Genomic DNA, 11930 nt, shown 5'->3' with positions numbered 1-11930 from the left:
GAATCGTGGATACGTCGAACAACGACATTGGACGGCCGACGCCGGAAGAAGCAAACGCAGCAGCGGAAGAGGCTGCCCGCCGAAGGCTTGCCGCCATCCAACCGCCTGACCCTTCGAGTGAACTTACCGTGGCCGAACGGCAGATCAACATCCTTCGGGACAAACTCCGCCATATCGACCGCCAGTTGGCCGCTGCCACGCAGAACAACACCAAGCTCGTCTCCATGCTGGAAACGGCCAAGGCCGAGATCCTCCGGCTGAAGGGCGCGTTGGAGCAGGAGGGGCAGCCACCGTACAGCTTTGGCACGGTGGTCCAGATCAATCCGCGCAGGCAGCCAACGGCAGGCAATTCGGGCCAGGCCGCCACAGAAGAATCAGTGGATATCTTCAATGCCGGCCGGAAGATGCGCGTAGGCATCAGCCCCTTGGTTAACGTCAACCAGCTGGCCGTGGGCCAGGAAGTCCTCCTCAATGAGGCACTCCTGGTGGTCGCTGGCCTGGGATATGAGCGCGCCGGGGAACTGGTGACACTGAAGGAACTCCTTGGCCGGGACCGTGCCTTGGTGGTGGGCCGCGCAGACGAAGAGCGGGTGGTCCGTCTCTCCGGTGCCCTGCAGAACGTGCACCTCAAGGTCGGCGACGCGCTCTCGCTTGATTCGCGGACCGGTTACGCGTTGGAGAAGGTGCCACGTGCCGAGGTGGAAAACCTGGTCCTTGAGGAAGTTCCGGACATCACGTACCAGGACATCGGTGGCCTGGGCCCGCAGATAGAGCAGATCCGCGACGCCGTGGAGCTGCCGTTCCTGCACCCGGACCTGTACCGCGAACACGGCTTGAAGGCTCCGAAGGGCATCCTTCTTTACGGTCCTCCGGGTTGCGGCAAGACCCTCATTGCCAAGGCCGTTGCCAATTCCCTGGCCGCACGCGCAGCCGAGCGCGCAGGGAATACGGACCTCAAGAGCTACTTCCTGAACATCAAGGGCCCCGAACTGCTGGACAAGTACGTCGGCGAGACGGAGCGGCACATCCGCCTCATCTTCTCCCGGGCCCGCGAAAAAGCCTCGGATGGCAGCCCGGTAGTGGTGTTCTTCGACGAGATGGACTCGCTGTTCCGCACCCGCGGCACCGGGGTGTCCTCCGACGTCGAAACCACCATCGTGCCCCAGCTCCTGAGCGAGATCGACGGCGTGGAGCGGCTGGACAATGTCATCGTCATCGGTGCATCCAACCGTGAGGACATGATCGACCCCGCCATCCTGCGGCCAGGCCGCCTGGACGTCAAGGTCAAGATCCAGCGGCCGGACGCCGAAGCTGCGGCAGACATCTTCGGCAAGTACATCACCACGGACCTGCCGTTCCATGCCCAGGACCTCGCGGAGTACGGCGGCGATGTCCAGGCCACCGTGGACGCCATGATCCAGCGCACCGTGGAGGCCATGTACTCCACGGAGAAATCCAACGAGTACTTGGAAGTTACCTACGCCAACGGCGATACGGAAATGCTCTACTTCAAGGACTTCAATTCAGGTGCCGTGGTCCAGAACGTGGTTGACCGGGCCAAGAAGTACGCCATCAAGGACCTCCTGACCAACCACCAGAAGGGCCTGCGCATCGACCATCTGCTCCGGGCCGTCGTCGACGAGTTCCGCGAGCACGAGGACATGCCCAACACCACCAACCCGGACGACTGGGCCCGGATCTCGGGCAAGAAGGGTGAAAGGATCACCTACATCCGCACCATCGTGCAGGGCAAGGCAGGCCAGGAGCCTGGCAAGTCCATCGAAACCACCGCCAACACGGGCCAGTACCTGTGACAGCTCGGCCCGAGGGACAAACCCAGGAGAAACTGCCTGTAGGCGGCGCCATGCGGGTGATGGGCTCGGAAACGGAATACGGCATCCATGCCCCTTCCGCCCCCGGCGCCAACGCCACCATGATGTCCGCGCGCATCATCCAGGCCTACGCCACCGTCACCCGGCAGCGTGCTGCCGGCGGCGCGGAAACGCGCTGGGACTACACGGACGAAGAACCGTTGCATGACGCCCGCGGTTGGACGCTGGAACGTTCGGCGGCCGATCCGAGCCAACTCACGGACCAGCCGCCAGTGCTCGACGCCGAGGCAGTCGCCTTGGCGTACGGGCGGCAGGAGTTGGAACTCGATGGGGCTGATGAATCCGGCTCACTCCTCATGAACATGGTGCTCGGAAACGGTGCCCGGCTCTACGTGGACCATGCACACCCCGAATACTCGAGCCCGGAGGTAACCAACCCCCGTGACGCGGTGACGTGGGATGCTGCCGGGGACCTGGTTGCCTTGGCTACGGTTCGCAAGGTTGCCGCGGACACCAGCCTTCCCCCGATCAACCTTTACAAGAACAACACGGACAACAAGGCGGTGTCCTACGGATCGCATGAGAACTACCTCATGCCGCGCTCCGTGCCGTTTGGTGACATCATCCGCGGGCTGACGCCGTTCTTCGTCTCCCGCCAGGTGGTTTGTGGTGCAGGCAGAGTTGGCCGAGGGCAGGACAGCTCCACCTCCGGCTACCAGATCAGCCAACGTGCCGACTTTTTCGAGGCCGAAGTCGGCCTGGAAACCACCATCCGGCGTCCCATCATCAACACCAGGGACGAGCCACATGCAACGGCGGACAAATACCGCCGCCTGCACGTCATCATCGGCGACGCGAACCTCAGCCAGGTGTCCAACTACCTGAAGTTCGGGACCACGGCCATGGTGCTGAGCCTGATCGAAGCGGGACAGGCACCCAGGATCGAGGTCCACGAGCCCGTCCAGGCACTTCAGGCCATCAGCCATGACACAACGCTCACCACCTCCGTGAGGCTCCTTGACGGAAGGCACGTCACGGCGCTCGACATTCAATGGATGTACTTCGAGGCCGCGGCAAAACTGGCCCAGGAGACGGGCGTAGCTGACTCCGTGACCGGCGACGGCCATAGCTACGAGGTGCTCGAGCGGTGGGAGGCCACGCTCACTGCGCTGGGTACCGATCCTTCCTCCGCAGCGGCGTCCGTGGAGTGGGTAGCCAAGAAATCCATCCTGGAGGGCTACCGGAACCGGGACAAGCTCGAATGGGGAGACGCCCGGCTGGGCCTGGTGGATCTTCAGTGGTCCGACATCCGGCCGGAAAAGGGCCTCTACTACCGGCTTCTCTCGCGGGACCGCATGGCGCGGATCGTCGACGACGCCGCCATCACCAGGGCGGTGGGCGAACCGCCGTCGGACACCAGGGCCTACTTCCGGGGACGGTGCGTCTCGACGTTCGGCAAGGACGTGGTGGGGGCGAGTTGGGACTCCGTGATCTTCGATGTCCCGGGCCTTGGCAAACTGCAGCGTGTCCCTACCCGGGAACCCCTCCGCGGCACCCAGGCCCTCACGGGTGGGCTGTTCGACAGGCACAGTGAAGCAGGTTCTTTCCTGGCCGAATTGCTGGGGCAAACACCCCTGCCGCCCAAGGCCTAGGACACCGCCCGGCACGGCAAAAATGGTGGTCCGGCAAAGCCGGGCACGGCAGCCCGCAGCGTGGCAGTATGGCAGTAGGAAGTCCCCATGTGGGGGACTGACAGTAGGGAGAAAGAAAATGGCAGGTCAGGAGCAACAGCAACCGCAGTCGCGGGACACCGAGGCCGAGGTAGACGTACCGGAGGCCCCGCCTGCGGCGCCCGAAGCCCAGGCTTCGGACGCTACCCAGGGCGTGGACGACCTCCTCGACGAAATTGACGGCGTGCTCGAATCGAACGCCGAAGAGTTCGTCAGGGCATTCGTCCAAAAGGGCGGCCAGTAACCGGTCCCGGACACAGGATGTAGAGCCCGTTCGGCGAGAGGCCGCCGGGCATTGGAACGCGAGTCGAAGGAGTGCAGCAATGCAGGACCCATCAATCGGCCCCCTGGCCACCCAGGCAACGTCTTCATTCACGGAGCATCTCCAACGCTCGCGTCCCGAACTTCTTCCCTTCAATCAATCCCTTCCGGCGGGCGCCGTTCCCGCCGCGCCGCATGCCACAACCATCGTGGCCATGACGTATGCCGGGGGAGTCCTCATGGCCGGCGACCGGCGCGCGACCATGGGCAATGTCATTGCCAGCCGCCATATCGAGAAGGTCTTCCCGGCGGACGAATACTCCGTCCTGGGAATTGCAGGCACTGCAGGCCTCGCCATCGACATCACCCGCCTCTTCCAGGTGGAACTGGAACACTACGAGAAGATCGAGGGCACCCTCCTCAGCCTCGTGGGGAAGGCAAACCGCCTGGGCGCCATGATCCGCGGCAACCTGCCCATGGCAATGCAGGGCATGGCCGTCATACCGCTCTTCGCCGGCTTCGACCACGTCTCAGCTACCGGGCGGCTGTTCTCCTATGACCTGACGGGCGGGCGTTACGAGGAGTACGAGCACCACTCTGTTGGCTCTGGCTCGGTCTTCGCCCGCGGGGCTTTGAAAAAACTATGGAAGCCCAATCTCTCCGAGGAAGCGGCGGTGGCCGTAGCCGTCGAAGCCCTGTACGACGCCGCGGATGACGATTCCGCAACGGGTGGCCCGGATCCGGTCCGCCAGCTGTATCCCGTGATCTATGCCGTGAACCGGGCGGGCCACCGCCGGGTTCCTGAAAGGGACCTCGCTGTGATTTCCTCGGCCATCGTCGAATCGCGGGCCATCGCCGGACGGGAGGCCTGACATGACGCAGCAATTCTACGTTTCGCCTGAACAGCTGATGAAGGACCGGGCGGACTTCGCCCGGAAAGGCATCGCAAGGGGCCGGTCGGTGATCGTGATTTCCTGCTCGGAAGGCATCGCTCTCGTGGCAGAGAACCCTTCACCCTCCCTGCACAAGATCGGCGAAATTTACGACAAGATCGCCTTTGCGGCAGTGGGCAAGTACAACGAGTTCGAGAGCCTCCGGCAGGCAGGTGTGCGGTATGCCGATGTGCGGGGCTATTCCTACGACCGTGAAGATGTGACGGCCCGTGGGCTCGCCAGTGTCTACGCGCAAAGCCTGGGTGCCGTGTTCACCGCTGAACAGAAACCTTTCGAGGTTGAACTCGCGGTGGCCGAGGTAGGGCTGCGCCAGGACAAAGACCACCTGTACAGGCTGACGTTCGACGGTTCCATCGCGGACGAAAATGGCTTCGTAGTGATGGGTGGCGTGGCCGAGCAAATCTCGGATGTGGTGCGGGGTTCCTGGGATCCCGAACTGGACTTCGCCGGCGCCATGAGATTGGCGCTTCGGGCGCTGGCCGCGGACAAGGACGTTGAAAGTCTTCCTGCTACCGCCGTGGAGGCCGCTGTCCTGCACAGGGCCTCGGAGAGCAGCAGGGGAACGCGGAGGTCTTTCCGCCGCCTTCTCCCTGAGGACATGGCGCAATTGATCACTGAGGAGGCCTGAGATGGACAAACGGATTTTCGGCATAGAAACCGAATTCGGAATCTCGTATTCGAGCCCTGACTCCCGGCCCCTGGCTCCGGAAGAAGTGGCCCGCTACCTGTTCCGCAAAGTGGTCAGCTGGGGCAGGTCCTCCAATGTCTTCCTGACCAACGGATCGCGGCTCTACCTGGACGTTGGTTCGCACCCTGAGTACGCCACTGCCGAATGTGACGACCTCGCCCAGCTCATCGCCCACGACAGGGCGGGGGAGTTGATCCTGGACGACCTCGTCGATGAAGCACAGGCGCGGCTTGCCGCCGAAGGTTTCAACGGAACGGTGTACCTGTTCAAGAACAACACCGATTCCGCCGGCAATTCCTACGGCAGCCACGAGAACTACCTCATTCCGCGTAGGGGAGAGTTCTCCAGGTTGGCTGAAATCCTCATTCCCTTCCTGGTGACCAGGCAGTTGATCGCCGGTGCCGGCAAGGTCCTCAAGACACCGCACGGCGCCACCTTTGCGTTTTCCCAGCGTGCCGACCACATCTGGGAAGGCGTCTCATCCGCGACCACCCGTTCGCGTCCCATCATCAACACCCGCGACGAACCCCACGCCGATGCCGAGTTCTACCGCCGCCTGCACGTGATCGTCGGCGACTCGAACATGTCGGAGACCACGGCCCTCCTCAAGGTGGGCACCGTGGACCTGATCCTTCGCATGATCGAGGCCGGAGTCATCATGCGGGACATGCGCATGGAGAACCCGATCCGGAGCATCCGCGAAATATCGCACGACCTGACGGGCCGGGCCTTGGTCCGTTTGGCCAACGGCAGGCAACTTTCCGCGCTGGACATCCAACGTGAGTACCTGGGCAAAGTGACGGAGTTCGTGGCGGCCAACGGTGCGCACAACCCCCATGTCCCCCTGATCCTCGACCTCTGGACGCGCACATTGGATGCCATCGAAAGCGGTGACACCAGTTCGATCGACACCGAAGTGGACTGGGCCATCAAGAAGAAGCTCATGGACGGTTACATGCGCCGCCATGATCTCAGCCTCGATTCGCCCCGGATCGCCCAGTTGGACCTGACGTACCACGACATCTCCCGCCAACGCGGACTGTTCTTCCTCCTCCAGTCACGCGGTGCTGCCCGCCGTTTGGTCACGGAGACCGAGGTCAAGGACGCAGTGGACGCTCCGCCGCAGACCACGCGCGCCAAACTGCGCGGGGATTTTGTCCGCCGCGCCCAGGAACTTGGGCGCGACTATACGGTTGACTGGGTTCACTTGAAGCTCAACGACCGTGCCCACCAGACCATCCTGTGCAAGGATCCCTTCCGCAGCGTGGACGAAAGGGTGGACGCCCTGCTGGACTCTATGAGCTGACTCCCAGCTTCGCCGGTTACTCTGGATGTTGGTCTCTTTCCAAAGAGGCACCTGATCGGACGCAGCGCGCCCCGCGATTGCCTGCGATTCCGAATGTCCTCTGTCCCGACGAAAGTGTCTTTTTGTGCGACGACTCCTAGCAATACTGATTCCTGCCCTTCTGCTCATGACAGCCTGTGGGGGAGGAGGAAGCACACCGGCTGCCGAGCCCACCAGCCAGTCAACGGGTGATGTCTCCAAGCTCTCTTCGCTGAAGGTGTCCGACAATGGTGACGACAAAGCACCCGGCCTCGACTTCACCAAGCCCCTGGCCGTCACCGAACCCACCGTCAAGGTTGTTGACGAGGGCGGCGGAGAGACCATCAAGGCCGGCCAGACGGCTGAGCTGGCGTACATCGCCGTCGACGGCACCGACGGCAAGACCCTGGAAGACACCTATCCCCAGGGACCCCAGCCGATCGAACTTAATGACGACTTGAAGTCTGGAAACGCGGCAATCTACAACGCCATTGTTGGCGCCAAGATCGGTTCCCACGTCGCTTTCGCTGCGCCCGGAAACGCCTCCACCGGCGAGGCGGCCACGACGCAGTTGGTGGTCTTCAAGCTGCTCTCCGCCAAGGACACTCCGAAGGCCCTCGACAAGCCTGAAGGCGAAACTGTCACTCCTCCGGCAGGCCTGCCCACCGTCAAGGAAAATGACAAAGGCATCCCCGAGATCTCCGTGGACGGCGTCGCGGCTCCCAAGGAGCTCATCGCACAAGACCTGATCAAGGGCACCGGCGCGGCCGTCAAGGCCACGGATACGCTGACCGTGAACTACGTTGGCGTTAATCTCGTTGGCGGCGAGAAATTCGATTCCAGCTTTGACAGCGGAAAGACTGCCAGCTTCCCCCTGTCCGGCGTGATCAAGGGCTGGACTCAGGGCCTTGCGGGCAAGACCGTTGGTTCCCGCGTACTCCTGGTCATCCCGCAGGACCTCGCGTACGGCGCGGAAGGATCCGGCAAGGCCAAGGGCGACCTCGTCTTCGTCGTGGATATCCTCGGCGTCAAGTAACAGGAGCCAGCACGACGGACACTGGCTTAGGCTGGAACCTGACACCCGACTACTTCAAGGAGCAACCATGTCATTTGGACAGCGCGATTACGACCGCACCAAGCCGGAGATCGACTTCCCTGAGGGCGAGGTCCCCACGGAACTGCGCATCACCGACATCATCGAAGGCACGGGCGCCGAGGCGAAGGCCGGAGACACCGTTTCCACGCACTACGTTGGCGTGGCCTGGTCCACCGGTGAAGAGTTCGACGCTTCCTGGGGCCGTGGTGCACCGCTGGACTTCCGCGTCGGCGTAGGCCAGGTCATCCAGGGCTGGGACCAGGGACTGCTGGGCATGAAGGTTGGCGGCCGCCGCCGCCTCGAGATCCCCTCCGAGCTTGCCTACGGCTCGCGCGGTGCTGGTGGAGCCATCAAGCCCAACGAGGCCCTGATCTTCGTGGTGGACCTCGTAGCCGTCCGCTAGGCCAACCAAAACCACAAGGCGCGTCACCTCCGGTTCAGCCGGCAGGTGACGCGCCTTGCTGTTTTTCGACGGGTGTTTAGTAACGTAGCAAGAGTGTCCGCATCCCGCACTGAACGCCTCCTGAACCTGCTCCTGGCCCTGCTCAACACCAAAGTAGGGTTGAGCCGCGCAGTCCTGCGCGAGACGGTCTACCGTGGCTCCGCTGAGAATGACGCGGCTTTTGGGCGCATGTTCGAACGTGACAAGGTGGACTTGAAGCAGTTTGGCTTCGATATAGAGACGCTGATGGACACCGGTTTCGGTGAGGATGACCCCGCCTCAACCAGATACCGGATCGGGAAGGATTCGAACAGGCTTCCCGAGGTCAGCCTCACCCCGGCTGAAGGGACGGTCCTTCTCCTGGCTTCGCAGCTCTGGGAGCGTGCAGCCCTGGGGAATGCCGCGGTGAACGCCGTGCGCAAGCTGCAGGCCGCAGGCGGGTTCGCGGACACGGAGCTCCCTTCCGGAGTCCAGCCGCGCGTCAAGCCTGCGGGCCAGGCATTCGATGACGTAGTGGCGGCCATGCACGGACGCCAGGCCATCCGTTTTGGCTACCTCGCCGGCAGCACCAACAGGGAGGAAACCCGTGAGGTTGAACCGTGGGGCCTCGGCAGCCGCTTCGGCCAGTGGTATCTGGTGGGCCTGGATCGCGGACGGACAGCGAAGAGGTTCTTCCGTTTGTCCAGGATGACCACCGCCGTCACGGTCATGGCCACCAGCCGGTTCGACCCACCCGCTGGTTTCGATGCAAGGGCAGAGCTCAATTCCCTCACGGAACTTCCACTCCAGGAAGCGCACCTCGACGTGGACGCGGGACGGTTGCTGGACCTTCGGAAGCGCGGCTCGGCCATGTCCGGCACCAACGGACGCGACACACTCCGGATCGCCTTCCGGGATCCGGAGAAGTTGGCCGAGGAGCTGGCCTCCTACGGGCCGCACGTCATGGTGAGGGAGCCTGCCGGGTTGCGCGCCGCCGTCGTACGTCGCCTTCAGGGTGCGGCCGCCTTTGATGCCGCCCCACCTGTTGCCGTTGAGTTTCCCGCCTCCGCCCCGGTTGTCCGGGCGCGGAAACGGACCTCGGAGGACCAGCTCACCCGGATGCTGCAGCTGGTGCCGTTCCTGGTACACCACCAGGGGCTGCATATCCAGGAGGTCGCAGACCACTTTGGGATCACCCGCAAGGCCCTCATCGACGATCTGAAGATCCTGATCTGTTCCGGGCTGCCGGAAGGCTATCCGGACGACCTGCTGGACATCCAGTGGGAAAACGACCACGTGTACATCACTGAACACCTGGATCTGAACCGTCCCGTGCGATTCAGTGAGGAAGAAGCCGCGGCGCTGTTGACGGGATTGGCCATGCTGGGAGACCTGCCGGCCTTGGCCGGTGTTGAAGAAGACCATGCGGGCAGCGCCCTTGAATCGGTCACGCTCAAGTTGGCAGGTGCCGCGGGCGAGGCTGGAAGACTGGCGGGGGCAGTGGCCGGAGCCTCTGTGGAGCCCGAGCAGTCGGAGGCCTTCGCCACGGTGACCAAAGCGTTGCGGGACGGCAGGCAACTCCGCCTGCGGTATCTGTCCTTGCAGCGGGACGAAGTCAGTGAACGGGACGTGGATCCACTCCGCCTCTTCTCCATGGACAATACGTGGTATTTCGAGGCCTACTGCCACAGCAAATCAGGACTCCGCAACTTCCGGCTGGACAGGGTGGAGTCCCTGGAGCCCAACGGGCGGCCGGTGTCGCGGAAGGCGGTTCCGGACGCTGATGTGCCGGCACGTCTCTTCACTCCCAGTGACGACGACGCCTTGGTAGTGCTGCAGCTGACCCGCCAGGGCGCCGGACTTGCCGACGACTACTACGCGGAGCGCACGGCTCAACTGCCCGACGGCGGCCTGCTCGCCGAAGTGCGCTTCGGCAGTCCGGAGTGGCTGCCCATGTTCATAGCCCAGCACGGTGGAACAGCCCGGATCCTGGATCCCGGGCCGCTCAGGGAAGCGTCAAGGGCCTGGCTAGAATCCGCCTTGGCGCAGTATGGCGCCACGACTTCCAGCCCGGCTGGCTAGACTACTCAGATGCCTTGGTGGTCTTGGATCCTGTTGTGGATCGCGCTCATAGCCCTGTCGCTGCTTTTGCATGTCACCCTGGGCTTCCGTTTGTTCCGGAAATTCATGGCTACCGTGCGCGAATTGGGCGAGGCGGGTAAACGTTTCAGCAACATTTCGCCAACAACGGAAACCTCCGATGTGGACGCGACGTCCGAGAGGTCGGTGCCCGGTTCTGCCGTTTTTGCCTCGCCCGAGCAGATGCGTCATGATTACCTGACGGCCAAAGCCTTCCGCCAGGAAGTTCGTCGCCAACGGCGCGTCCAGCGCAAAGCCGAGCGGGGCCAACCCCAATCCCTGCACGACATAGAATTCAGATAGACGTAGGATGTATCCAAAAGGAAAGGACCTCCCCAATGGGACGACTATTTGACGGGCCCTGGCCGATCGTCATCATCATCATCGTGGCTCTTCTGCTGTTCGCCGCTCCTAAGTTGCCAGCGATGGCGCGCAGCCTCGGACAGTCGATGCGGATCATCAAGTCCGAGGTCAAAGAAATGAAGAATGACGGCAAGCCGGAGACCAAGGACTCTGCGAGCGATGCCGATGCCGTAGAGGGCAGGGTTGTGGATCACCCGGACGCCAAGTCCAAGAACAGCGGCGAAACTGACGTTCCGCCATCCAACCGCGTCTAAGAAGAAGTGTGGTAGCGACGAAAGGGCGCAAAGCCAATCCCGAAGCCCGGATGGCCTTGCTCGACCATCTCAAAGAGCTCAAGAACCGCCTAATTAAGGCTGCCATCGGTGTAGTGGCTGCTGCCGTTGGCGGCTGGTTCCTCTATGACCCGGTTCTCGAAGCATTGAAGTCTCCGGTCGATTCAATCGCCGGGCATACGGGTGCAATTGCGACCATCAACTTCAACAGCATTGCTTCGCCCTTTGATTTCAAGCTTCAGATTTCCATCCTGATCGGGCTGGTGATTTCCAGCCCGATATGGATTTATCAATTGTGGGCTTTCATCACTCCCGGCCTGACCAAGAAAGAGCGCCAGTACACGCTGGGCTTCATGGCTGCGGCTGTTCCGCTCTTCCTTGCCGGGGTCTGGGTTGGTTGGCTTGTGACGCCGCAGGTGGTCAGGGCCCTTACGCAGTTCACTCCCTCCGGCGTTGCCAACATTATTGATGCGCGCGACTACATCGACTTCGTCACCCGCATGATTCTGTTCCTCGGTCTGGCCTTCCTTGTGCCGGTGGTCTTGGTTGGGATCAACATGGCAGGCCTGGTTTCGGGAAAGACCATCCTGAAGGCTTGGCGGATCACGGTGTTCCTGGTCTTCGTACTGGCCGCCGTTGCCGCACCGGGCGCTGATGCCTTGTCGATGTTCCTCCTCGCAGGACCATTGCTGGTGCTGTTCTTCTCAGCCATTGGCGTCTGCATCTTCAACGACCGGCGGCGCGAACGCCGTGCCGTCAAGCGGGCTGCTGAGACGGAAGCCACGGCGGACATAGCCACCTCGGCATCGGATCTGGAGAATCTGTAGACCTCCGGCCACTAGGCTTGATGC

The 11930-nt window shown here is 62.7% G+C and carries 12 protein-coding genes; all 12 read left to right on the top strand.

Annotation, left to right across the window (positions count from 1 at the left end; all coding sequences use genetic code 11):
• Positions 1–5 precede the first annotated feature (5 nt).
• The 12 genes from arc (at position 6) to tatC (ending at position 11906) form a co-directional block, all read left to right on the top strand.
• Positions 6–1814 carry a proteasome ATPase gene (gene arc, locus ACIQT2_RS00230; RefSeq protein ID WP_402942428.1) on the top strand — a complete coding sequence of 603 codons (1809 nt, stop codon included), beginning with the start codon at positions 6–8 and terminating at the stop codon, positions 1812–1814.
• 50 nt (positions 1815–1864) lie between these two features.
• Entirely contained in the window at positions 1865–3484 is a 1620-nt protein-coding gene (gene dop, locus ACIQT2_RS00225; RefSeq protein WP_402943096.1) for a depupylase/deamidase Dop, read from the top strand.
• Positions 3485–3602: 118 nt separating this feature from the next.
• A complete protein-coding gene (locus tag ACIQT2_RS00220) occupies positions 3603–3806 on the top strand; it encodes a ubiquitin-like protein Pup (RefSeq protein WP_400332481.1) in 204 nt (67 codons plus the stop codon).
• A 79-nt stretch (positions 3807–3885) separates the two neighbouring features.
• Positions 3886–4695, top strand: coding sequence for a proteasome subunit beta (gene prcB, locus ACIQT2_RS00215; RefSeq protein WP_400332484.1), 810 nt, complete (start codon positions 3886–3888; stop codon positions 4693–4695).
• 1 nt (position 4696) lies between these two features.
• Positions 4697–5404, top strand: a complete 708-nt coding sequence (gene prcA / locus ACIQT2_RS00210; RefSeq protein ID WP_400332487.1) for a proteasome subunit alpha — start codon at positions 4697–4699, stop codon at positions 5402–5404.
• Position 5405: 1 nt separating this feature from the next.
• Positions 5406–6770 carry a Pup--protein ligase gene (gene pafA, locus ACIQT2_RS00205; protein WP_397321866.1) on the top strand — a complete coding sequence of 455 codons (1365 nt, stop codon included), beginning with the start codon at positions 5406–5408 and terminating at the stop codon, positions 6768–6770.
• A 124-nt stretch (positions 6771–6894) separates the two neighbouring features.
• Entirely contained in the window at positions 6895–7824 is a 930-nt protein-coding gene (locus ACIQT2_RS00200) for an FKBP-type peptidyl-prolyl cis-trans isomerase (RefSeq protein ID WP_402942423.1), read from the top strand.
• A 67-nt stretch (positions 7825–7891) separates the two neighbouring features.
• On the top strand, positions 7892–8287 hold the full coding sequence (locus tag ACIQT2_RS00195; protein WP_397321868.1) for an FKBP-type peptidyl-prolyl cis-trans isomerase: 396 nt from the start codon (positions 7892–7894) through the stop codon (positions 8285–8287).
• 93 nt (positions 8288–8380) lie between these two features.
• Positions 8381–10387, top strand: coding sequence for a helix-turn-helix transcriptional regulator (locus ACIQT2_RS00190; RefSeq protein ID WP_402942420.1), 2007 nt, complete (start codon positions 8381–8383; stop codon positions 10385–10387).
• Between the two features lie 9 nt (positions 10388–10396).
• The gene (locus tag ACIQT2_RS00185) at positions 10397–10747 is read left to right on the top strand and encodes a hypothetical protein (RefSeq protein ID WP_402942417.1); all 351 of its coding nucleotides are present in this window, start codon (positions 10397–10399) and stop codon (positions 10745–10747) included.
• A 35-nt stretch (positions 10748–10782) separates the two neighbouring features.
• Complete coding sequence (gene tatA, locus ACIQT2_RS00180; RefSeq protein WP_400332498.1) at positions 10783–11061, top strand: Sec-independent protein translocase subunit TatA; 279 nt, start codon at positions 10783–10785, stop codon at positions 11059–11061.
• Positions 11062–11111: 50 nt separating this feature from the next.
• Entirely contained in the window at positions 11112–11906 is a 795-nt protein-coding gene (gene tatC / locus ACIQT2_RS00175; protein WP_400332501.1) for a twin-arginine translocase subunit TatC, read from the top strand.
• The last annotated feature ends 24 nt before the right edge of the window (positions 11907–11930 follow it).

It is taken from the genome of Paenarthrobacter sp. NPDC090522 (genome assembly GCF_044769225.1).
Taxonomy (GTDB): Bacteria; Actinomycetota; Actinomycetes; order Actinomycetales; family Micrococcaceae; genus Arthrobacter.
This window is presented reverse-complemented; position numbering and strand designations above follow the sequence as displayed.